Source organism: Streptomyces sp. NBC_00820 (genome assembly GCF_036347055.1).
Taxonomy (GTDB): Bacteria; Actinomycetota; Actinomycetes; order Streptomycetales; family Streptomycetaceae; genus Streptomyces.
The window spans coordinates 7,178,153-7,200,082 of record NZ_CP108882.1 but is presented as its reverse complement, the minus strand read 5'-3'; the positions used below and the strand labels follow the sequence as shown (position 1 = coordinate 7,200,082).

The window sequence follows — 21,930 nt, the reverse complement described above, 5'->3', positions numbered from 1 at the left end:
TTCGAGTGGGCCGGGGCGGTGCGGACGACGGCGGGACCGGGGGCGGTCCGGTCTCCGGGGTTACGCGGGCGGCGAGACGCGGTACAGGCAGTGACGGGCCTGGAGTGGTCACAATGGAGGCAGGAGCGCACGGCCGTGGACTGGTTCACCGCACCCGACTACTGGCTGAGCCGGCTGGTCTTCCAGCGGGCTCTGGCCGCCGTGTACCTCGTCGCGTTCCTGGTCGCGGTGACGCAGTTCCGGGCCCTGCTGGGCGAGCGCGGCATGCTGCCGGTCCCCCGCTACACCGCGCGGGTCTCCTTCAAGCGGGCGCCGAGTCTGTTCCACCTGCACTACTCGGACCGTTTCTTCGCCGGGTGCGCCTGGGCCGGGTGCGTGGTGTCGGCGGCGCTGCTGGCCGGCGCGGACTCGCTGCTGCCGCTGTGGGGCGGCATCCTGCTGTGGCTGGTGCCGTGGGCGCTGTACCTCTCGATCGTCAACGTGGGCCAGACGTGGTACGCCTTCGGCTGGGAGTCGCTGCTGCTGGAGACCGGCTTCCTGGCGGCGTTCCTCGGCAACGACGAGGTCGCGCCCCCGGTCGTCGTCCTGTTCCTGCTGCGCTGGATCCTGTTCCGGGTCGAGTTCGGCGCCGGGCTGATCAAACTCCGGGGCGACGCCTGCTGGCGGAAGCTGACCTGCCTGTACTACCACCACGAGACGCAGCCGATGCCCGGCCCGCTGAGCTGGTTCTTCCACCATCTGCCCCGGCCCCTGCACCGGGTGGAGGTGGCCGCCAACCACTTCACCCAGCTGGTCGTCCCGGTGCTGCTGTTCACCCCGCAGCCCATCGCCTCGGCCGCCGCCGCGCTGATGATCGTGACGCAGCTGTGGCTGGTGCTGTCCGGGAACTTCTCCTGGCTGAACTGGATCACCATCGTGCTGGCCCTGTCGGCGCTCCGGCTCCCCGGCGATGCCCCGTCGGTGCCCGCGGCGCCGCTCTGGTACGAGATCGTGGTGCTCGCGGTGGCCGCGCTGCTGGTCTTCCTGAGCTACCACCCGGTGACGAACATGATCTCCCGCCGCCAGGTGATGAACCGCTCCTTCGATCCGCTGCACCTGGTGAACACCTACGGCGCGTTCGGCAGCGTCAGCCGGATCCGCTACGAGGTGGTGGTCGAGGGCACGCTGGACGACGCGCCGCGGGAGGACGCGGACTGGCGGGAGTACGAGTTCCGGGGCAAGCCGGGCGACCTGCGGTACTGGCCGCGCCAGTTCGCGCCCTTCCATCTGCGCCTGGACTGGCTGATGTGGTTCGCGGCGCTGTCTCCGGCCTACGCCGGGGAGTGGTTCGGCGGCCTGGTGGAACGGTTGCTGGACAACGACCGCGACACCCTGAGGCTCCTGCGCCGCTCCCCCTTCCCCCCGGACACCCCGCCCCGCTACGTCCGTGCCCGCCTCTTCCACTACCGGTACTCCACCTGGCAGGAGCTGCGGGAGACGGGGGCGTGCTGGCAGCGGACGTACGTACGGGAGTACCTGCCGCCGACGCGGCTGTCGGAGACGGCGCGACGGTGGTGAACGGCCGTACGGACCTCCCGTACGGGGTCGCCCGTACGGGGTCGCCCGTACAGGGTCGGCCGTACGGGTCGCCCGCTGGTTCCGGAGCTCGCCGCCGGGCCGCCGCCGCGGTCAGAGGCCGTAGACGCGGGTCGCGGTCTCCTCGAAGAGGGCCTGCCGCTCCGTCTCGTCGAGGCCCGCGGTCAGTTCCCGTGCGACGGAGTGGACGTCCGCGTACGTGGCCGCCAGGGTGCACACCGGCCAGTCGGAGCCGAACATCAGGCGGTCGGGTCCGAAGGCGTCCAGCGCGGTCTCGGTGAAGGGGCGCAGGCCGTCCTGCGTCCAGGAGGCGTGGTCGGCCTCGGTGACCAGGCCTGAGAGCTTCGCGACGGTGTTGGGCAGCGCCGCGAGGGCGTGCAGGGCCGCCGCCCAGGGTTCCCGCGCGTCGGAGGCGATGGGCGGCTTGCCCAGGTGGTCGAGCACGAAAACGAGCTGGGGCAGAGCCGCGGCCGCCTCGACGCAGGCCGGCAGCTGGTGGGGCAGGACGACGAGGTCGTAGACCAGGCCCGTCTCGGCCACGGCGGTGAGGCCGCGCCGCACGTCGGCCCGGAACAGCCACCGCGGGTCGGGTTCGCTCTGCACCTGGTGGCGGATGCCCTTCAGGCGGGTACCGCCGGGCAGTTCGCGCAGGCGGGCCAGTTCCTCGGCGATGCGGGGGGAGGTCAGGTCCGTCCAGCCGACCACGCCGGCGACGAGATCGTGCGCGTCCGCCAAGGCAAGCAGTTCGGGAGTCTCCTCGGCCGCGGTGACGGTCTGCACCAGCACGGTACGGTCCACACCGGCCGCCCGCGCCTGGGGCCGCAGCTCGACGAGGGTGAAGTTCCGCCGCAGCGACCGTAGTTCGGGGCTGCGGATCCAGTCCTGGTCGCGGACCGACAGGTCCCAGACGTGGTGGTGGGCGTCGACGGTCACGGCAGCTCCCGTGCGGCGGGCAGCCCTGCGTCCGCGCCGCCCCGGGAGTGGTCGTGCACGACGTCGGGCAGTTCCGCCGTGTGAGCCCGCCGGGCGACGCCGGCCGGGAGCCGTTCCGGCTCGGCCAGGAGGCGGGCGTGGTCCTCGCACGCGGGCAGGGGGGACCGCCATCGCCGGACGGTCCACGAGGTGAACCCGGCCGCGCGGAAGGCGTCGGCGAGTTCCTCGGGGACTTCGCGGTGGGCCGCCTCGTGGTGGGCCGCCTCACGGTCGACGGTGCGGGCGGCGGCACGGTCGGCGCGGGCCTTGGGGTGCGGGGCGGTCCTCATGACGGCTCCTCGGGCGGCAGCAGCCCCGTTTCGCGCAGCTCGTGCCAGAACGCGGCGGGGACCGGGACGTCGAACTGCTCTGCACAGTCGCGGACTTCGGCTGCCGAGCGGGCGCCCACGAGGACGCTCGCCACGGCGGGGTGCGCGGAGCAGAAGGCCAGTGCGGCGGCGCGCAGGGTGATGCCGTGCCGCTCGGCAACCCCTCGCATCCGCAGGGCCCGCTCCAGCGACCGGACGCCCGGCGCGTAGTCGTACGTGGCGTCCGGTCCGGGGTTCGCCAGCAGACCCGAGTTGAAGGCGCCGCCGATGACCACCGGGGTGCCGCGTTCCAGCGCGGCCGGGAGCAGGTCGGCGAGGGCGCTCTGGTCGAGGAGGGTGTGGCGGCCGGCGCACAGCACCACGTCCACGTCGGTGTCCCGGACGAACCGCGTGAGCATCACGGACTGGTTCATGCCGGCGCCGATCGCCCGGACCACACCCTGCGAGCGGAGCTTCTCCAGGGCCGGGTAGCCCTCGCGGAAGGCCTGCTCGGCGTGGTCGTCGGGGTCGTGCAGGTAGACGATGTCGACACGGTCGAGGCCGAGGCGTTCCAGGCTCGCGTCCAGGGTGCGGCGGATGCCGTCGGCGCTGAAGTCCCAGACGCGACGCAGGCTCGCGGGGACGGCGAAGCCGTGGGCCAGGTCGTCGCCGGTGCCGTCGGCGGGCTCCAGGCGGCGGCCGACCTTCGTGGAGACGGTGTAGTCGGCGCGGTCGTAGGCCCGCAGGGCGGCGCCGAGGCGGCGTTCGGAGAGGCCGAGGCCGTAGTGCGGGGCGGTGTCGAAGTAGCGGATGCCCTGCTCCCAGGCGATGTGTACCGCCTCGTACGCCTGCTCGTCGGACAACGGCGTGTAGAGGTTGCCGATGCCCGCGGCGCCGAAGCCCAGCGGGCCCGTCAGGACGCCGCCGCGGCCGAGGACGGTCACCGGTCCGCCGCCGGACGGAGCCGGAGGCCCTGCATGCCTCCGTCGACGGCGAGGGCGGTGCCGGTGGTGGCGCCGGAGTGGGGGCCGGCCAAATACGCGATGGCGGCGGCCACTTCGGCGGGGGTGACCAGGCGCCCGGTGGGCTGGCGGGCCGCGAGGGCCCCGCGTTCGGCCGTCGGATCGGGGGCCGCGTCGAGCAGTCTGCCGACCCAGGGCGTGTCCACCGTACCGGGGTTGACGCAGTTGACGCGGATGCCCTCGCGCACGTGGTCGGCCGCCATCGCCAGGGTCAGCGAGTACACGGCACCCTTGGTGGCGCTGTACAGGGCACGCTGTGGCAGGCCGGCGGTCGCGGCGACGGAGCAGGTGTTGACGATCGCCGCGTGCCGGGAGCGGCGCAGGTGCGGGAGGGCGGCGCGCGCGGTGCGGACCATGCCGAGGACGTTGGCGTCGAAGACGTGCCGCCACTCCTCGTCGTCGTTGTCCTCGACGCTTCCTCGGGCGCCGACGCCGGCGTTGTTGACGAGGATGTCGAGCCCGCCGAGGGCGTCGGTGGCCCGGTCGACGGCCGCGCGGACCGAGGCGTCGTCGGTGACGTCGGCGGGCAGGCCGAGGAGGGGCGCGGGCACCCGGGACGGGTCCAGGTCGAGGACGGCGACCCGTGCGCCGCGGGCGGCGAGGAGGTCGGCGGTGGCCCGGCCGATCCCGGACGCGCCGCCGGTGACCAGCGCTCGACACGGATGCCGGCCGCGCGGGCCGCGTCCGCGTTGCCGCCGACGGCGTACAGGGCACGGCCGACACGGTGGTAGCGCAGCACGAGTCCGGCGCCGGCGAAGGCGACGGCGGCGAGCCACACCGACAGCGGGACGGCCAGGAAGGTGGTGGTGGCCAGGGAGGAGAAGCTGTCCGGCATCCCGAAGAGGGTCTTGCCCTTGGTGGCACCGACCAGCAGGCCGCGCAGCACGATCAGCATGGCGAGGGTGACGATGAAGGCGTTGAGCCGGAATCTCACCACGAGGACACCGTTGAAGGCGCCGACCGCCGCGCCGACGACCAGGATCGCCGTCAGGGCGAGCGGCGCCGGCAGCCCGGTGCCCCAGCCGGACCGGTCGGCGGGGAGCACGAGGAGCGCCCCGACGGCGGGCGCGACGCCGACGACCGACTCCAGGGACAGGTCGAACTTGCCGGTGATCAGCACCAGCGACTCGGCGAGCACGACCATGGCGAGGGCGGCGGAGGCCCCCAGCACGGAGATCAGGTTGCGCTCGGTGAGGAAGGAGTCGTTGACCAGCGAGCCCAGGAGAAGGAGCATCAACAGGGCCGGGACGAGGGCGAGTTCGCGGGCGCGGCGGAGCAGGACCGCGCGGGCGGCACGCCGGTCGGGGACGCGCGGCGGGGTGAGCGGCGCGGCCTTGAGGTCAGCCATGGTCCACTCCTTCGATGGAGGCGATCAGCTCGTGGTCGCGCCAGCCCGCGGTGTGCTCGGCGACGACGCGCCCGTGGAAGAGGACCAGGACGCGGTCGCAGCGGCGCAGGTCGTCGAGTTCGTCGGAGACAACAAGTACCGCGGTGCCGTCCTGGCGGGCGCTGTCCATGCGGGCCAGCAGGGACTCCTTGGACTTCACGTCGACGCCGGCGGTGGGGTGGATCAGCACGAGCAGACCGGGCTCGGAGGCGAGGGCGCGGGCCATGACGACCTTCTGCGCGTTGCCGCCCGACAGGTCCGAGACGGGCTGTGCGGGTCCCTCGGCGTGGATGTCGAGACGCTGGATCAGCTCGGCGGCGAAGGCCCGCTTACGACGGGTGGCGACGAAGCCGTACCGGCCGAGCCGGTCCAGGACCGTCAGGGTGATGTTGTCGCCGACGGTCATGCCGGGGACGAGTACCTGCTCGTGGCGGTCGCGGGGAACACAGCCGACCCCGGCCTCCTGGGCGGCCCGTACGTTCCCGAAAGGCAGCCGTTTTCCCGCCAGTCGGGCGGTGCCCGTGACCGGGGTGTGCAGTCCCGCGAACGTCTCGGCCAGTTCGGTCTTGCCGCTGCCGCTGCCGCCCGCCAGTCCGACGACCTCACCCCGGCGGACGGTGAGGTCGACGGCCCGGTACGCCCCGGAGGTGAGGCCGTGCGCGTCGAGGACGACCGGGGCGTCGGCGGGAACACCCGCCCCGGCCCGGCCGGCGGCGGCGATGGTGGCGGCGGTCTCCCCGGCCATGGCCTCGACCAGCGCGGCCCGGGGCAGTTCGACGACCGGGGCCGTGGTGATCCAGCGGGCGTCGCGCAGCACGGTGACGGTCTGGCAGACCTCGTACACCTCCTGGAGGTGGTGGGAGATGAACAGGAAGGTGACTCCGGCGTCCTGGAGGGCACGCATCCGGGTGAACAGCCGCTCGATCTCCCGGTTGTCTTGCGCTGCTGGAGGAGGCGACGCGCCGGTTCGTCCGGGGGCCGGGCGCCATCGAGGTCGTCACCTTCGGGGCCGATCACCCGGGCGCGTCGGCCAGTGGCGCGCGCGTCTTCTACGAGCGGCTCGGCTTCACCCCGGCGGAGGCCGCCGAGCCGGGCCCGGAAGGCGGTTCACGGCAGGTCTACCGGCTGACCGTCGAGTGACGCGGGCGTGAGCCGGGCGCGTACGACGACTCCGCGCGCACATCCGCCGGCCCCGCCTGCCTGGCCTGCCCGGCCTGCCTGCGGTGGGTGAAGGCCGCCCTGAGGTCGGCACCTGAGGGTGCACGCCGGGTGCCGGATCAGGACGGGCGGGCACCCGGAACCCCGGCACCCGCCACGTCCTCGACCGTCTCACCGAACTCGCACCCGGCGGCGGGTGACGGGCTCAGGCCCGCCGCAGCCGCAGTGTCATCAGCTGGAAGGGCCGCAGGCGTACGGTGATCCGCTCGCCGTCCCGCAGCGGCGGCTCCCCGTCGGCGTCCGGGCGTTCCAGCAGGTCCGTGACGGTGACGTCGTCGACGGCGAAGCCGGCCGTGAGCGTCGCCCGGGCGCGGCCGCCGTGTGCCTCGTGGAAGCGGACGATCACGTCACCGCTGCCGTCGTCGGCGAGCTTCACGGCCGTGATCACGACCGCCTCGTTGTCGGCCGTCACCAGCGGGGCGACCGCACCGGCACCTGTCGTGTGCCGTTCGGGCAGGTTGATCCGCCAGCCTTCGCGGACGGCGTCGGCGATGCCGGCGCCGGGGATCAGGGCGTGCCGGAAGCGGTGGACGCCCTGGTCGGTCTCGGGGTCGGGGAAGCGGGGCGCGCGCAGGAGGGAGGCGCGGACCGTGGTCGTCGTACCGCCGTCGGTGCGGACCGTACGGGTCACGTCGTGGCCGTACGTGGAGTCGTTGACGACCGCGACGCCCCAGCCCGGTTCCTCCAGGTGGACGAAGCGGTGGTTGCAGGCCTCGAACTTGGCCGTCTCCCATGAGGTGTTGGTGTGGGTGGGACGGTGGACATGCCCGAACTGGGTCTCCGAGGCGTACCGTTCGGCGTGCAGGTCGAGCGGGAAGGCCAGTTTGAGGAACTTCTCCGTCTCGTGCCAGTCGACCTCGGTGTCGATGAGCAGCCGGCGCTCCCCCGGCGGCAGCGACAGCACCTGGGTGACGCGCGAGTCACCGAAGGATCGGACGATCCGCACCGAGTTGCCGTCCGCACCGGCGCTCAGTTCGTCGACACCGGTCAGGTCGGTGACGGTGTTGCGGTAGAAGGCGTCGACGTCCCAGGCGTCCCACATGTTCGGGAAGTCCGGGTGGAGCTGGAGCAGGCCCGCGGCCTTGCCGGGGGCGACGGTCTCACGGTCGGCGGCGTGGTCGTACGCGGAGACGACGAGGCCGCGGGCGTCGACCTCGATCCGCAGCAGCCCGTTGTCCAGGACGTGTCCCCCGTCCGGGCGCGGCGCGAGGGTGGTGCGGCCCTCGGTCACCGGACGGCCGGCGCCGCCCGCGGGCACGCCGGCGAGGGGGTGCGGGGCGGCGTTGAAGACGAGCGGCCGGGTGCCCTCGCCGGCCAGGGCTCGCTGGGCGTCCTCGATGATCGCGGTGAGCTCGGCGGCGACGCGCTCGTAGGTCGCGCGGGCCTCCCGGTGCACCCAGGCGATGGACGAGCCGGGCAGGATGTCGTGGAACTGGTGCAGCAGGACCGTCTTCCAGATGCGGTCCAACTCCGCGTAGGGGTAGGGGAATCCGGCGCGTACGGCGGCGGTGGCCGCCCACAGCTCGGCCTCGCGCAGCAGGTGTTCGCTGCGGCGGTTGCCCTGCTTGGTCTTCGCCTGGCTGGTGAGGGTGGCGCGGTGCAGTTCGAGGTACAGCTCGCCCACCCAGACGGGCGGTTCGGGGTACTCGGCCTCGGCCTTCGTGAAGAACGCGCGGGGTGTCTCCCACGCGACGGTCGGGGAGCCCTCGAGGTCGCGCACCCGGGCCGCCTTGGCGACCATCTCGCGGGTGGTACCGCCACCGCCGTCGCCCCAGCCGGTGGGCGCCAGCGAGTGCCGGGCATTGCCCTTGTCCCGGAAGTTGCGTGCCGCGTGGGCGAGTTGGCTGCCGCTCATGGAGCAGTTGTAGGTGTCGGCGGGAGGGAAGTGGGTGAAGATCCGGGTGCCGTCGATGCCCTCCCAGCGGAAGGTGTGGTGCGGGAACCGGTTCGTCTGTGACCAGGAGATCTTCTGCGTCAGCAGCCACTTGGACCCGGCCGCCTTGATGATCTGCGGCAGGCCGGCGGCGAACCCGAAGGTGTCGGGGAGCCACGCCTCCTCGTTCTCGATGCCGAACTCGTCGAGGAAGAACCGCTTTCCGTGCACGAACTGCCGCGCCATCGCCTCCGAGCCCGGCATGTTGGTGTCCGACTCCACCCACATCCCGCCGGCCGGCACGAACCGCCCCTCGGCCACCGCCTTCTTCACCCGCGCCCACACCTCGGGCCGGTGCTCCTTCACCCACGCCCACTGCTGTGCCTGGGACATGGCGAAGACGAACTCCGGCTCGTCCTCGATGAGCGCGGTCATGTTGGCGGTGGTGCGGGCCACCTTGCGCACGGTCTCGCGCAGCGGCCACAGCCACGCCGAGTCGATGTGCGCGTGGCCGACGGCGCTGATCCGGTGGGCGGAGGGCGCGGCCGGTGCGGCCAGCGCGTCGGCGAGTTCGGCGCGGGCCAGTTGCGCGGTGCCGTTCACGTCCTGGAGGTCGAGCGCGTCCAGGGCGCGGTCGACGGCGCGCAGGATGTCGTAGCGGCGCGCGGAGTCGACGGGCAGCTCGGCCATCAGCTCGCCCAGGACCTCCAGGTCCAGCACGAGGTGCCACACGGTCTCGTCGAGGACGGCGAGGTCCATGCGGGTGAGGGTGTACTGCGGCTCGTCTCCCGCGGTGTCCTTGTCGCCGAGCGGGGTGGGCCGGAACGGCTGGTAGCCGAGGACGACCGGGTTGGAGGCGGCCTCGATGTGCAGGCGCACCTCCTCGCCGCCCTCGGCCGGCGCGCCGACGCGCACCCACTGGTTGCGCGGGTTGAGGCCCTTCACCGGGGTGCCGTCGGGCCGGTAGACCAGGCCCTCGCACTGGAATCCGGGCATGTTCTCGTCGAAGCCGAGGTCGAGCAGGGCCTCGACGGTCCGGCCCGCCCAGGCCTCGGGCACGGTCCCGGTCACCCGGAACCAGCTGGTGCCCCAGGGAGCACCCCACCGGGTGCCCACCTCGATCGGCGCGGGCTCGGCCGCCAGCCCCTCCTCGACCGGGACCGGCTCGCCCGGCGCGTGCCAGACGGCGACCTCCAGCGGAACGGACTCGGGGTACACGGCGGGACGGATGCGTTCGTCGAGGACGCGACGGAGCCGGTCTTCGACGAGCTTGCGGTCGTCATGCATGCGGGTGCTCCCTGCTGGGTCCGGAAGTGGTCTGCCAGGTGGGGCGGGTCGGTGGTGCGCCGCGGGCGGGCCGCGGTCGCCGGGCTGCCGGGGCGTCGGGCTGCCGGGACCGGGCGGCGGCCGTCGGGCCGCCAGGGGTGGACGACGGTCACGGGAGTCGACGCGTTGTACAGCTCCCCCACCGCGCACCGTTCGAATCGTGCCTCCGGCTCCCCTGACCGAGCTCGGGCCCGGGGACGGAGAGAGCTCCCCGGTAAGCGTCGGCGACCGGTGGTCCCGGGCTCAGCCGTCCGCCTTCCGGACCACGTCCGAAGCCGCTTCGAGTGCTTCTTTCTTCCTGTCCAGCTCACGGTTCAGGCGGGAGGCGTTCTGGCGAATGGCTCCTTCCTCGAATCGGGTCTCCACGGAGAACCAGACCCCGACCAGGTTGGTCTTCTTCTTGCACCCGACGTCCGCGCGTGCCACGTCGACTTCGGCAGGGCTCGGATCGGCGCCCAGGAAACGCTTGTCGTCGGCGACGGTGAGCGGGTCCGGGTACGAGAATCCGTGCTTTTTCATGCAGGTGGACCACGCTTCGAAAACCCGCACCACATCGGGGCTTGATTTCGTGGCGAAGAAACTCTGCCTGTTCAGATCCTGAGGGAAGTCGTCGATCGAAGTGTTTCTCTTGCTCTTCCCGAAGATCGCCTCCCGGGCCGTGCGGAAGCAGCCGCCCGGCGCGACTTTCTTCCCGTTGACCAGGACACCGGACTTCCCCGCCTTGCCCGATCTCCCGGTCAGTGCGACCAGAGCGTCCCCCTTGGGAAGGGCGGGATTCACCGTCTTCACCTTGCGCGGATCACTATCTCCGAGATGATATCCGAAGGCCGCGGCCATCTTCTCGTCCGTCAATCCGTACCTGCGGTCCATCAGGCTGCGCGGTCCGGCATCAGGGCCGGGTGCCGGCACCTCGTAATGCAGGCCGAACCCCTTCATGCAACGAGCGGCGAGCACATCCTGAGCACTTTGCAGCTCTTTCGACTCCGCTGTCGAGAAAAGGTACTTCTCGACAGGGAGAGTCAGGTCCACGCCGGCCAGCAGGTGCGGAACCGTGCCGGACGCACCGGGAGACGACACCTTTCCGCCCGCCTGACAACCGGACACCATCAAAGAAAGGCAGGAGACCACGACTCCGGCCAGACCGAACCGATACCTTCTACCGACCACACCAACCCCTGTTCAACAGCACGCCAAAGGCGCCGGCCCCGGCTCCGCACCTCACGGTGAGGGCCGGGACCGGCACCGGTCCGAACCTAGAGCCGCTCCCAGGAAGCGTTGTTGTTGTAGGTGTCCGCGAGGTTGCGCCAGGAATCCCCCTGCACGTCATCGTAGAGACCGACATAGTTGGAGTTGTAGAACACCCGAGCGGTGTGCCCTCCCCAGTTGTCGGCCGAGGCGGCATTGTTCTTCACGGGCTGACCCTGGCCCGCTCCCGCCTCCGTGAAGACCTCACCGGCGAAGTTCTGCTTGACGTAGAAGCAGGCGCTGGACCCGCCCTCATTGGAGTTGTAGTACAGCTCGAACCCATAGTTTTCGGAGCAGGTGGACGCAAATGCCGCCGGCGCGGTGAAGCATCCGGCGGCGACAGCCAGCACGACGGAAGCGGCCGCAATGCGCTTTCTCATTTATTCTCTCCTCGACCGATGTACGGTTGCCTGATCTGCGGATGACATTTCCACCCGCCTCTTGATCAACAAGGATGCAGGTCGCCGACTCGTTTGACAAGAGCGTCAAAAATCCTGTTTCCACAAAGGGCGCAAATGCTTGGCTACCGCTTCAAAACACGATTCATGAGACGGCGGCCGCGCACTTCTCCGGGCCCTGCGAATCCCCGCCCCTCGACGTACCGCGTCCGACCGTGCACAGTTCTCCTGCACGTCCGCTCGATCCGATCCACTCCCCCGCACGACCGCGCACCTCGATCCATCGATTCGCCTCGACAAGGAGTTCCCGTGAGCAGCTGGGCCGGCCGGACCGCCGCCGAGATCGCCGCCGCCGTGCGCGAGAAGCGCGTCACGCCCCGTGAGGTGGTGGCGGAGCACCTGGCCCGGATCGAGCGGCTCGACGGGCGGGTGGGCGCCTTCCGCGTCGTCCGCGCCGAGGCCGCGCTCGCCGAGGCGGACGAGCTGACCGCCCGCGCCGATCTGGCCTCACTCCCCCTCGCCGGCGTGCCGGTGGCGGTGAAGGACAACCTGTCCGTGCGCGGGGAGTCCCTGCGCAACGGCTCCGCGGCGACCCCGGACACGCCGGCCGCCGAGGACCATGTGACGGTGGCCCGGCTGCGCGCGGCCGGTGCGGTGGTCATCGGTCTGACGAACGTGCCCGAACTGTGTGTCTTCGGCACCACGGAGGGCGTCCACGGCACCGCCCGCAACCCGTGGGACACCTCCCGTACGGCGGGCGGGTCCTCGGGCGGCAGCGCGGCGGCGGTGGCCGCGGGCATGGTGCCTCTCGCGCTCGGTAACGACGGCATGGGCTCGCTGCGCATCCCGGCGGCCAACTGTGGTCTGGTCACGCTGAAAGCGGGACACGGGGTGGTTCCGGCCGGGATCGGCAACGGCGACTGGTTCGGCATGTCGGAGAACGGCCCGCTGGCCACCACCGTCGAGGATCTGCGCCTGATGCTCTCGGTGATCGCGGACACCGAGTTCGTACGGCGGGAGGTGCCGGAGCAGACAGAGCAAGCGGAGCAGACGGAGCGGCGTGCGGCGCGACGGATCGCCGTCTCGCTGCGCAGCCCGCTCGCCGGGGTGAGCGTGAGCAAGCCGTACACGGCCGCGGTGCGGCAGGCGGCTGGCTTGCTGGCGGGGGCCGGGCACCGGGTCCGCAAGGCTGATCCGCCCTATCCCCTCTCGCTGGGCCTGACCTCGCTGCGGCACTGGACGGCGGGTACGGCGGTGGACGCGGAGGGCCTCGACCCGGCGCGGCTGGCCCGGCGGACCCGGGTGCACGCCGCCGTGGGCCGCCGCTTCGTGCGGGGGGTGCGCGCCGGCGACCACCGCGAGCGGCTGCGCGCCCGCCTGACCCCGTTCTTCGCCGAGCACGACATCCTGCTCACCCCGGCCCTGGCCCGCCGGTCCCCCGAGTCCGCGCCCTGGCACGAGCGGGGCTGGCTGCGCAACGTCCTTGCGAACACGGCCTATTCGCCGTTCACCCCACCGTGGAACCTGACCGGCTGGCCCGCGATGGCGGTCCCGTTCGGCACGCTGCCCTCGGGCGCCCCCTGTGCCGTACAGCTGGTGGGCCGTCCCGGCACGGAGGCGGACCTGCTGGAGCTGGCGGAGGAGCTTGAGCGGCTGCACCCGTGGCAGCGGACGGCACCGCAGGCGGGCCTGGACTGACTCCCCGGCCCCGCCTCCCGGGCCGCCCCGGCCTCCCCGGGGCAGTACAGCTAGTCCAGTGCCTTGTACATGACGTGCAGGCCCACCCTGCCGTGCCGGGGATGGTCGAACGCCTCCGGGATCGTGCCGACGATCGTGAAGCCGAGGGACGTCCAGAGGTGGACGGCGGGATTGGTCTCCACGACGGCGTTGAAGACCATCGCGTGGTAGCCGTGGGCCTTGGCCTCGGTGAGGAGGTGCCCGGCGAGGGCGCGGCCGATGCCCTGGCCCCCGTGGTCGGGGTCGACCATGAAGCCGGCGTTGGCGACGCCGGCGGCCGGGCCGCCGTGGTTCGGCGTGAGGTAGGCCGAGCCGACGACGGTCCCGGTGGCGTCCTCGGCCACGTAGACCCGCTTGGCCGGGCCCATCCACAGGGCGCGGGCCTCCTCCTGCGAGGTGTCGGGGTCCCAGGCGTAGGTCTCGGCGGCGGCGACGATCCGGTGCCAGAAAGGCCAGATCCGCGGCCAGTCCTCGGCCGCGGCTTCTCTGATGAGCATGGGCGCGAGTCTGTCACGCCCATGTGTGCGACGACGACGGCGAGGGATCACCGCTGGTCCTGCGTGGCCGGGCACGACCCGTCACGGCCCGGGCGGGGCCGGCCCACGCCCGGCCGGGACGTTCAGTCCACGCTCGGCAGGATGTGCGGCTCGGCGAGGTCTTCCTCGTAGCCCGCCAGGCGGATGGGGGCGGAACGGGCCCACACTTCGAGGCTGCCGAGCTCCCCGGGGCGGCGGCGCCTGCCCTCCGTGGGTTCCTCGGGGCCCTTTTCTCGATTCGTCTTCTCCGGTGTCACCGCGCACTCCTTATACGTCGGGTCACCCTGGGGCCTGCCGGGCGGTCCACGCTCCGGCTCTCAACACCCGCTCGGGTCTGGTTGGACGGCCAGTTCGGTCGCGGTGGCGCCGGTACCTCGTGTCGGAGCAGGCCGTTGTCGACCGGCTCACCCCGGGACGGACGATGGGTGTGGGTGGGACCCGTACTGCTGTCCGTCCCCACCAGATTAACCAAATGAGCGGACACCCGCTCGATAGGGAGCGAAAACAAGGTGTAACTATCGCGCGTCATTCACCGCCTCAATGGTCCCTAATATGCTGCTATTTGCCATAAAGCGCATCACTCGCCCAGCGAAGTGAATCACCCACTTGGCCTACTGTCGCGAACGCGCCTTCGATCTTGGGACGGGCCTTCGCCACCGACCCGGCGCAGTTCAGGTGCCGTTGGCCGGATCGCAAGCTCGCCGTGATCGGGTGTCATGCGGCAACGGCTTTCTCGCGGAAGGACTGACGCATGGAGCCGCGCAGCGTCGAGGAGCTGATGGAACTGCTGTACGCCGGCCGGCACCAGCACGCGCTGCGGACCGCCGCGCTGCTGCGCCGCGGCCGTCCGGCGGACAAGGAGCTCCAGGTGGCTGGGCTGGTCCACGGCATCGCGGCGCCGGCGCACCCCGGCGACGGGCCGGGCCGGGCCCGAAGTCGCGCGGAGGCGGTGAGGGCCCTGCTCGGCGAACGGGTGTTCCGGCTGGTGCGCGGGGACGGCGAACCGGCGGACGACGATCTGCTGCGACTGCACCAGGCCGCCGAGGACAGCCGCACGGCGGCCTTCGACGCCGGTGTGCTGGAGGACTGGCGCACCGTCCTGGAACTGGTCGCGGCCCGCCACGCGCGCCTCGGCGCGATGGACTGAGGCCCCGGAAGAACAGCGCCGCGGCCTTCCGGCAGCGGGACCGTGGCCGGTGGGAGCGCGAGCGGAGGGCACGTGGGCGGTGGGCACCTGAACCTTCGGCCGTCCTCCACGTTCCGGGACTTGCCGCGGCATTGGTTCCCTGGTGTTCTGTACGCCCCGTGGACGGCGCCAGCGAGCTGCCGCGACGCGGGACGCATACGAGTTCGGGCGGTGGCACAGGCGTGAAGGGGCTGGACGTGGGGTCGGCGGCGGGGCGGGGCGTACGGGCGGAGCTGCCCGAGGGGCTGGAGGCGGCCGTACGGGAGACCGCCGCGGAGATCGCGGCGCTGTTGCGCCGGGGCGCGGACGGTATGGGGGCGCGGATACCCGGGGCGCAGTGGAGCGCCGGTGAGGCGGCGGCCCATCTGGCGCTGGCGAACGAGCTGATGGCGGATCTCGCGGCGGGGCGCGAGCGGCCGTACGGGGACGGCACCCCGCAGAGTCTGGCCGGGGCCAACGAAAGCGCGCTGGCCGATTTCGGGCAGCGGGAGGCCGGACCGCTGGCGGCGATGATCGAGGAGCAGGCCGAGGCGTGCGTCCGCGCGCTGGGAGAGGGCGGCGCGGCCACCACGGTGGTCACCCCGCTGGGGGAGATGAGCGGGGAGGCGCTGGGGTCGTACCTGCTCACCCACATGCTGGGTCACGGCTACGATCTCGCCCGCGCGCTCGGGCAGCGGCACATGCTCACCGCCGGGCGGGTGGAGCTGACGCTGCCGTTCATGACGGCGGTGATGGAACGGGTGACCGACCCGGCCCGCACGGCCGGTCTGACCGCTTCCTACGCCGTCAGGCTGTGGCGCGGGGGCGGATTCGGCGTCCAGGTGGAAGCGGGTGCGGTGCGCGTGGACGCGCGAGTGCCGGCGCGGGCGGACTGCACGATTTTCATCGAGCCGGTGACTTTCCTGCTCATGGCACTCGGCCGAAGCGGACAGTGGGGCGCGCTCGCCCGAGGCCGCATCCTGGTGCGGGGCCGCAGGCCGTGGCTCGCGCCGCGCTTCCCCGGACTGTTCACCGCGCCCTGAAGCATCCGGGACCGTTCACCGTGTCCTGACACATCCGGGACCGTTCACCGTGCCCTGACACATCCGGGACCGTTCACCGTGCCCTGAACACGGCCTGTCCCGCCCCCGGGGCATGCATCCGCGATGCCCCTGGGGCGGGCGGGTGCGAGGCGGGACGGCCGTCGCCGACGGCTCTCCGGCCCGACCCGCCACCGCTCACCGGCTCACCGGCTCACCGGCACAACCCGCCACCGCTCACCGGCGCGACGCCCGTCCGCTCACCACTGGCCCGGCGCGTAGTCCTTCATGAAGACGCCGTACAGGTCCTCGCCCTCCTCGCCGCGCACGATCGGGTCGTAGACGCGGGCCGCGCCGTCGATCAGGTCGAGCGGGGCGTGGAAGCCCTCGTCGGCGAGGCGAAGCTTGTCGAAGTGGGGACGCTCGTCGGTGATCCAGCCGGTGTCGACCGAGGTCATGAGGATGCTGTCGGCCTCGAACATCTCCTGGGCGCTGGTCCGCGTCACCATGTTCATCGCGGCCTTCGCGGCGTTCGTGTTCGGGTGGCCCGCACCCTTGTAGCCGCGGCCGAAGACGCCTTCCATCGCCGAGACGTTCACGACGTACGCGCGTCCGCTCGCCGCCTTCCTGGCGGCCTCGGCCATGACCGGGCGGAGCTTGCTGATCAGGATGAAGGGCGCCGTGTAATTGCACAGCTGGGTCTCGAGCAGCTCCACCGGGGAGATCTGCTCGATGGTCTGCACCCAGGTGTTGCTGTCGACGACGTCGGGGAGCAGGCCGCCCGCGTCGATGGCGGTGCCGTCGAGGTGCCGGGCGACACTGGCGTTGCCCGCGACCAGGGCGAGGTCGGTGACCTTCTGGGCCTCGATGCCGCTGGTGCCGAGGGGCAGCGCGGCCAGGCCGTCGACGGCGCCGGAGTTGAAGGCGCCGATGACGTGGTGGGCGGGAAGCTCCCCGGCGGGCAGCGGAGCGCTCTCCCCCTCGACCAGGGCGGCATAGGCGGAGGGCAGGCGGCGTACGGTCTGCGTCGCGTTGTTGATCAGGATGTCGAGCGGGCCCGCCTCGGTGAGCTGATCCGCGAGAGACACGGCCTGCGCGGGGTCGCGCAGGTCGATGCCGACGACCTCCAGCCGGTGCATCCAGTCCGCCGAGTCGTCCATGGCCTTGAAGCGGCGGATGGCGTCCTTCGGGAAACGCGTGGTGATCGTCGTGTGGGCGCCGTCCCGCAGCAGCCGCAGCGCGATGTACATACCGATCTTGGCGCGGCCTCCGGTGAGCAGGGCGCGCTTGCCGGTGAGATCGGTGCGGGCGTCGCGGCGGGAGCGGTTCTCGGCGGCGCAGGCCTGGCAGAGCTGGTGGTAGAAGTAGTCGACCTCGACGTAGCGCTGCTTGCAGGTGTAGCAGGAGCGCGGGCGCTGGAGTATGCCCGCGATCCGGCCTTCCTCGATCTTGGAGGAGGGCAGGATGCCCTCGGTCTCGTCGTCGATGCGCTCCGCGGAGCCGGTGGCCGTGGCCTCGGTCACCGCGCGGTCGTGCGCGGTCTTGGCAGCCCGGCGTTCCTGGCGGCGGCGCTGCTTGACCGTGCGGTAGATGTGCGCGGTGGCCCGGCGCACCTTGATCGCGTCGGGGTGGTCGACGTCGAGCTGGTCGAGCTCCTCCAGCACGCTCAGGCAGAGGGCCAGCCGCTCCGGGTCGATGCCCGGCCCATAGACCATCTCGTCCACGGACGTGGCGTCCACGGCCATGGAGTCCACGGACTCGGCCTCCATGGACACAGAACCCATGGACGTCGCGCCGTCCTCTGTCACTGTCATCGCGCTGCCGCTTCCCTGGTCACCCGCGCAGCGCTCCGACTCGCGCCCGCCTTCGAACAGGGAATTTTACGGGAGCCGCGACCCCGACCGCCAAACCCTTCATGTGACTCTGGACAACTTCGGGCAATCACGGTCAACCCGGGACAACCGCAGGTGACCGGGCCGTGCCCCTGGGTGCACGAACGGCTACGGGTCCGGCACCGCCCCGCTGCCGGGCTCCTGTGCCGGACGGACCGGCCGGACGGGTGGTGCGGGGGCCGGAGCCCCCGCCCTCACGCGTCGCAGGCGGCGATCAGCGCCGCCACCTCCTCCGACACCGCCCTCCCGAACACGTCGAGGTCCGGTACCGCCTCCGCGTCGGCGACCAGCCCGTAGTGGACACGCCCCCGGTACGTGGAGATCGCGACCGCCAGCGCCTGACCGGGCGCGAGCGGCGCGAACGGATACACCTCGGTCAGCTGGTGCCCGCCCAGCCGCAGTCCGATCCCCGGCAGCGGCACGCTGGTGACCAGGATGTCGAACCAGAGCCGTGCGGCCTGCCCGACCAGCGGTCCGCCGAGCCGGTGCCCGAGGGCCGGCACGTGGTCCGCGAGCAGTGCGACCGCGCCTGCCCCCCGGTTCGGCCCGGCGTCCTTGTTGCGGACCATCGCGGTGCGGACGGTGTCCAGCCGGCCGAGCGGGTCGGGGTCGTCGACCGGAAGCCGTATCAGGTACCCGGAGAGCCGGTTTCCCTGTGGCTGGGCGGCCCGCGGACGGCGCCGGGAGACGGGGATGAGGGCGCGGGGCGCCACCCCCTCACTGCCGTCGCCCCGTTCGTCGAGCCAGCGGCGCAGCGCGCCGGCGACGACCGCGATGAGGACGTCGTTGACGGTGCCGCCGGCGCTCTTGCGGACACGGTGCACGTCGTCGATGTCGATCACGACGCCCCCGGTACGGCGGGTTCCGCTGGGCGCGGAGGTCAGCGCCGAGGAGGGCCGCATGCCGAAGGTGGAGCGGGCGAGCGAGGTACCGATGTCCAGGGCCCGGCCCACGTCGGACAGTGTGCCCCTGACCAGCTCGGGGACGCGGCCGGGCAGTCCGCGCAGGTCGGACAGCACGCCGCGCGGCGGTTCGACGGCACGGGGGCCGCGCTCGGGCAGGTCGACGGGATCGAGGATCCCGGCCGCCAGCTTCAGCGCGCGCAGGCCGTCGGCGAGGGCGTGGTGGAACTTGAACAGGACGGCGAAGGAGACACCGTCCTCGCCGGGCAGGACGTGCGCCTCCCACGGCGGCCGGTCCCGGTTCAGCGGCCGCTGCATCAGCCGCCCGGCGTCGGCCTGGAAGTCGGCGGTCGGAGCGTGCAGCCGTACGTGGTCGAGCGGATCGAAGTCCGGGACGGGCTCCCGGGTGGCCCCGCCGAAGCCGATCGGCTGCCAGACGTCGCGGATGCGCATCCGCAGGCCGGGCACGGCGGCGGCACGGGCGGCGAGCAGGTCGGCCGCGTGGGCGCCCGCGGTGGGCGAGTGCGTGGCGAAGACACCGAGCGCGCCGAGGTGCATCGGGTACCGGTCGGACTCCATGTTCCAGAAGGCCAGATCGAGGGGAGCGAGCAGGTCGGAGGTCACGGGCGTCCCTCGCGTCGGTGACGGGGTGGGTCTGAAGTCAAACTCCGGCAGGCGATTACGGTCAAGTGCGATCGACCTACGCTCAGTTAACGAAAGATTAAGTCCCGCCCCAAGAAAGCGGCGGGACTCGGACGACTTCTGAGGTCACCTCAGCACAGGGGGCGCCGCCTGGGCCGACGTACCCCACTCGGACGGGCGCGGGCCGACCGTGAAGGCGACGGTGCGCGTGGAGCGCAGCGCACGTGTCGTCAGGTAGGTCCGGGTGTGCGGTGTCCCGTCCGCGCGGACGGCCTGGACGTAGCGGTCGCCCGCCGAGGTGCCGGGCGCGGTGACGGTGAGCCGGCCACCCGGCCAGAAGCGGCGGTCCAGGGCGAGGTCGACGCGGTCGAAGACCGGGGTGGACAGGCCCCAGGTGTCGTAGCCGGGCTGGATCGGGAAGAGGCCGATGGAGGACAGCACGTTCCAGGCGGACATGGTGCCGAGGTCGTCGTTGCCGGTCATGCCGGTGGGTCCGTCGGTGAACAGGGTCAGCGCGGCGTGCACGACGTCCGTGGTCTTCCAGGGCTGGCCGGTGGCCAGGTAGGTGTACGGCGCGATGAGGTCGGGCTCGTTCATCGGGTTGTACTTGTCGGCGTTGTAGTAGTTGTAGGCGTTGCCGTGCACCCACACCTCGCGCGCGGTCTTCGCCGGGTCCGCGAGCAGCCGGTCGTAGGCGAAGAAGGCGTCCAGGCGGTCGTTGGCCGCGCGCTCGCCGCCGATCAGACCGACCATGCCGGGCAGGTCCTGCGGCACCAGCCACTGGTACTGCCAGGCGGTGCCCTCGTGGAAGCCGACGCTCTGGGCGGGGTCGGCGGGACCGGTGAAGGCGCCGGAGGCGTCGCGGGCGCGGAAGAAGCCGGTGGCGGGGTCGAAGATCCGGCGGTAGTTCTGGGCGCGGGCGGCGTAGCGGGCCGCGTCGGCGTCGTGCCCGAGGCCGCGGGCCATCTGGGCGAGCATGGCGTCGGCGAGGGCGTACTCCAGGGTCACGGAGGCGCCGTGGTGGTACTCGCTGTCGCCCATCTTGGCGTACGGGCGGTCCTTGTCGTAGGGCGCGAAGCCGTGCGCGAGGTACTCGGCGTTGACCTCGCGGCCGATGCCCGGATAGTCGGCGGGCGGGACGCCGTCGGCGTTCTTGCGCAGCGCGCGGTAGGCCCGCTCCTCGAAGCCCTTGAGGAGACCCATCTGGTAGGCGGTGGTCAGGAACGGGGTGACGGGGTCGCCGCTCATGATGTTCGTCTCGACCGGACCGTAGCCCCACTTGGGGAGCCAGCCTCCGTCCTCGTCGACCTTGACCACCGACAGCGCCATGTCGCGGGCCTCCTGCGGCGCGAGCAGGGCGAGCAGCTGGGCCTGGGTGCGGTAGGTGTCCCACAGCGACCAGTTCTGGTAGTACGTGAACCCGTCCGCGTGATGGACACGGCGGTCCCAGCCGGTGTAGCGGCCGTCGGCGTCGCTGCCGATGTTGGGCGCGAGGAACGAGCGGTACAGCGAGGAGTAGAACGTCCGCCGCAGGGCCGGCTCCCCGCCCTGGACGCGGACGCCGGCCAGCCGCCGCTCCCACTGCGCGCGCGCCCGGTCGCGTACGGAGTCGAAGGACCGGCCGCCCTCGGCGCGCAGGTTGGCGTCGGCGCCGGCCGCGTCGACGTACGACAGCGCGGTGGTCGCCTCGACCGCACGGTCCCCGGTCGTGTCGAAGCGGACGTAGGCGCCGCCGCGTCCGGTGCGGGCGCCCGGGCTGATCGTGGAGCCGTCCCAGGTGCCGTAGGCGGTGAAGGGCCGGCTGAAGCGGGTGGTCGTGTAGACCGTGTAGGGGCCGGTGTCGCGGCAGAAGCCGTGGCCGGTGATCCCGGTGCGCACGGTGTGGTCGTCGAGGATCTCGACCGAACTGGCGACCGGCTTGTGCAGCGACTGGCCCGCGTTCAGCAGCACGTTGGCCTTGTCGGTGGCCGGGAAGGTGAAGCGCTGGACGCCGGTGCGCTCGGTCGCGGTCAGCTCGGCGCGGATGCCGGAGTCGAGGCCGACGCGGTAGTAGCCGGGGCTCGCCTCCTCGTCGGCGTGGCGGAACCCGGCGGCGTACTTGGTGTAGTCCGTACGGGTGACGTCGCCGGTGGTGGGCAGGACGGGCAGGTCACCGCCGATCCGGCAGCCGACGCCCGAGAGATGGACCAGGGAGAAGCCGCGGATACGGTTCTGCGTGTAGTCGTAGCCGGTGTTGTGCCCGGTGTCCGGGGAGAGCTGCACCATGCCGAAGGGCACGGCGGCGCCGGGGAAGGTGTTGCCCTCGTCCTGGCTCCCGATGAAGGGGTTGACCAGGTCGGTGAGGTGGCCGTCGGTCCGCTCGGCGGCCCGTGCGGCGGGGGTGGCGATCAGCGCGGACGCTGCCATCACCCCGGCCAGGCACAGCCGTGTGCGCCGGGTCCCTCTCATGTCGGATGACCTCCGAAGGTTCGACATCGTTGCCTGCATCGTGCGGGGCGAACGACGTGAACTCGGGCATCCTGGGCTGAATGTGTCGGCGCGTCGCGGCGCGGGGGCCCGGTCGCAGCGGGAACGCCGGGTCCGCCGGGTCCGCCGCCCGCCCGGAAGAGCGCGCCGGCACGGAGGTCAGGACTGCACGGCGGCGCGGCGGTATGGCCGTCATGACTGCACGGCGGCACGGCCGGTCACCGGA

Annotated in this window: 16 protein-coding genes and 3 pseudogenes; 5 read left to right on the top strand and 14 right to left on the bottom strand. The window is 72.2% G+C overall.

The annotated features are described in order from the left end of the window. Positions 1 to 135 precede the first annotated feature (135 nt). Complete coding sequence (locus OIB37_RS32105) at positions 136 to 1,557, top strand: lipase maturation factor family protein (protein WP_330461106.1); 1,422 nt, start codon at positions 136 to 138, stop codon at positions 1,555 to 1,557. Between the two features lie 111 nt (positions 1,558 to 1,668). Here the strand turns inward: OIB37_RS32105 and OIB37_RS32100 are convergent, their stop codons facing one another. The 6 genes and pseudogenes from OIB37_RS32100 to OIB37_RS32075 form a co-directional block, all read right to left on the bottom strand. Then, on the bottom strand, positions 1,669 to 2,508 hold the full coding sequence (locus OIB37_RS32100) for an amidohydrolase family protein (RefSeq protein ID WP_330461105.1): 840 nt from the start codon (positions 2,506 to 2,508) through the stop codon (positions 1,669 to 1,671). Next, the gene (locus OIB37_RS32095; protein ID WP_330461104.1) at positions 2,505 to 2,837 is read right to left on the bottom strand and encodes an L-rhamnose mutarotase; all 333 of its coding nucleotides are present in this window, start codon (positions 2,835 to 2,837) and stop codon (positions 2,505 to 2,507) included. The genes OIB37_RS32100 and OIB37_RS32095 overlap by 4 nt, the downstream gene beginning before the upstream one ends. Beyond that, positions 2,834 to 3,799: an aldo/keto reductase gene (locus OIB37_RS32090; protein WP_330461103.1), complete on the bottom strand. Its 966-nt coding sequence runs from the start codon at positions 3,797 to 3,799 to the stop codon at positions 2,834 to 2,836. Before OIB37_RS32090 ends, OIB37_RS32095 begins: the two co-directional genes overlap by 4 nt. Next, positions 3,796 to 4,527: an SDR family NAD(P)-dependent oxidoreductase gene (locus OIB37_RS32085; protein WP_330462051.1), complete on the bottom strand. Its 732-nt coding sequence runs from the start codon at positions 4,525 to 4,527 to the stop codon at positions 3,796 to 3,798. Before OIB37_RS32085 ends, OIB37_RS32090 begins: the two co-directional genes overlap by 4 nt. Further along, positions 4,527 to 5,225 (bottom strand): annotated as a pseudogene (locus OIB37_RS32080) (ABC transporter permease); the annotation flags it as partial. The pseudogene OIB37_RS32080 and the gene OIB37_RS32085, both read right to left, overlap by 1 nt. Next, a pseudogene (locus OIB37_RS32075) lies at positions 5,218 to 6,216 on the bottom strand (ATP-binding cassette domain-containing protein); the annotation flags it as partial. The pseudogenes OIB37_RS32075 and OIB37_RS32080, both read right to left, overlap by 8 nt. On the opposite strand from OIB37_RS32075, the pseudogene OIB37_RS32070 reads away from it, so the two are divergent. Then, positions 6,204 to 6,404: pseudogene (locus OIB37_RS32070) on the top strand (GNAT family N-acetyltransferase); the annotation flags it as partial. The pseudogenes OIB37_RS32075 and OIB37_RS32070 overlap by 13 nt on opposite strands. 223 nt (positions 6,405 to 6,627) lie before the next feature. On the opposite strand, the gene OIB37_RS32065 reads toward OIB37_RS32070, so the two are convergent. The 3 genes from OIB37_RS32065 to OIB37_RS32055 form a co-directional block, all read right to left on the bottom strand. Next, positions 6,628 to 9,642 (bottom strand): alpha-mannosidase, encoded by a 3,015-nt coding sequence (locus OIB37_RS32065; protein ID WP_330461102.1) that lies wholly within the window; start codon positions 9,640 to 9,642, stop codon positions 6,628 to 6,630. A 282-nt stretch (positions 9,643 to 9,924) separates the two neighbouring features. Next, positions 9,925 to 10,809, bottom strand: a complete 885-nt coding sequence (locus tag OIB37_RS32060) for a hypothetical protein (protein ID WP_330461101.1) — start codon at positions 10,807 to 10,809, stop codon at positions 9,925 to 9,927. 125 nt (positions 10,810 to 10,934) lie between these two features. Further along, positions 10,935 to 11,306, bottom strand: a complete 372-nt coding sequence (locus OIB37_RS32055; RefSeq protein WP_330461100.1) for a peptidase inhibitor family I36 protein — start codon at positions 11,304 to 11,306, stop codon at positions 10,935 to 10,937. Positions 11,307 to 11,633: 327 nt separating this feature from the next. Between OIB37_RS32055 and OIB37_RS32050 the strand changes: the two genes are divergently transcribed. Beyond that, a complete protein-coding gene (locus OIB37_RS32050) occupies positions 11,634 to 13,022 on the top strand; it encodes an amidase (RefSeq protein ID WP_330461099.1) in 1,389 nt (462 codons plus the stop codon). Positions 13,023 to 13,072: 50 nt separating this feature from the next. On the opposite strand, the gene OIB37_RS32045 is transcribed toward OIB37_RS32050, so the two are convergent. Then, positions 13,073 to 13,558, bottom strand: a complete 486-nt coding sequence (locus tag OIB37_RS32045) for a GNAT family N-acetyltransferase (RefSeq protein ID WP_330461098.1) — start codon at positions 13,556 to 13,558, stop codon at positions 13,073 to 13,075. Positions 13,559 to 13,680: 122 nt separating this feature from the next. Next, positions 13,681 to 13,854: a hypothetical protein gene (locus tag OIB37_RS32040; protein ID WP_330461097.1), complete on the bottom strand. Its 174-nt coding sequence runs from the start codon at positions 13,852 to 13,854 to the stop codon at positions 13,681 to 13,683. A gap of 494 nt (positions 13,855 to 14,348) precedes the next feature. Here OIB37_RS32040 and OIB37_RS32035 point away from each other — a divergent pair, with 494 nt between their 5' ends. Together OIB37_RS32035 and OIB37_RS32030 are read left to right on the top strand one after the other, a co-directional pair. Next, positions 14,349 to 14,744, top strand: coding sequence for a hypothetical protein (locus OIB37_RS32035; protein WP_330461096.1), 396 nt, complete (start codon positions 14,349 to 14,351; stop codon positions 14,742 to 14,744). A 221-nt stretch (positions 14,745 to 14,965) separates the two neighbouring features. Continuing rightward, positions 14,966 to 15,805 (top strand): maleylpyruvate isomerase family mycothiol-dependent enzyme, encoded by an 840-nt coding sequence (locus OIB37_RS32030; RefSeq protein WP_330461095.1) that lies wholly within the window; start codon positions 14,966 to 14,968, stop codon positions 15,803 to 15,805. Positions 15,806 to 16,062: 257 nt separating this feature from the next. Here the strand turns inward: OIB37_RS32030 and OIB37_RS32025 are convergent, their stop codons facing one another. From OIB37_RS32025 to OIB37_RS32015, 3 genes are all read right to left on the bottom strand, one after another. Then, on the bottom strand, positions 16,063 to 17,571 hold the full coding sequence (locus OIB37_RS32025; RefSeq protein ID WP_443058294.1) for an SDR family NAD(P)-dependent oxidoreductase: 1,509 nt from the start codon (positions 17,569 to 17,571) through the stop codon (positions 16,063 to 16,065). A gap of 317 nt (positions 17,572 to 17,888) precedes the next feature. Next, a complete protein-coding gene (locus tag OIB37_RS32020) occupies positions 17,889 to 19,220 on the bottom strand; it encodes a wax ester/triacylglycerol synthase family O-acyltransferase (protein ID WP_330461094.1) in 1,332 nt (443 codons plus the stop codon). A 144-nt stretch (positions 19,221 to 19,364) separates the two neighbouring features. After that, on the bottom strand, positions 19,365 to 21,686 hold the full coding sequence (locus OIB37_RS32015) for a GH92 family glycosyl hydrolase (RefSeq protein ID WP_330461093.1): 2,322 nt from the start codon (positions 21,684 to 21,686) through the stop codon (positions 19,365 to 19,367). Between the last annotated feature and the right edge of the window lie 244 nt (positions 21,687 to 21,930).

Excerpts from the sequence above, each read along its gene's own strand:
- OIB37_RS32095 (WP_330461104.1), bottom strand. The coding sequence starts at position 2,837 with ATGAGGACCGCCCCGCACCCCAAGGCCCGCGCCGACCGTGCCGCCGCC.
- OIB37_RS32065 (WP_330461102.1), bottom strand. The coding sequence starts at position 9,642 with ATGCATGACGACCGCAAGCTCGTCGAAGACCGGCTCCGTCGCGTCCTC.
- OIB37_RS32055 (WP_330461100.1), bottom strand. The coding sequence starts at position 11,306 with ATGAGAAAGCGCATTGCGGCCGCTTCCGTCGTGCTGGCTGTCGCCGCC.
- OIB37_RS32045 (WP_330461098.1), bottom strand. The coding sequence starts at position 13,558 with ATGCTCATCAGAGAAGCCGCGGCCGAGGACTGGCCGCGGATCTGGCCT.
- OIB37_RS32035 (WP_330461096.1), top strand. The coding sequence starts at position 14,349 with ATGGAGCCGCGCAGCGTCGAGGAGCTGATGGAACTGCTGTACGCCGGC.
- OIB37_RS32025 (WP_443058294.1), bottom strand. The coding sequence starts at position 17,571 with ATGGAGGCCGAGTCCGTGGACTCCATGGCCGTGGACGCCACGTCCGTG.
- OIB37_RS32015 (WP_330461093.1), bottom strand. The coding sequence starts at position 21,686 with ATGAGAGGGACCCGGCGCACACGGCTGTGCCTGGCCGGGGTGATGGCA.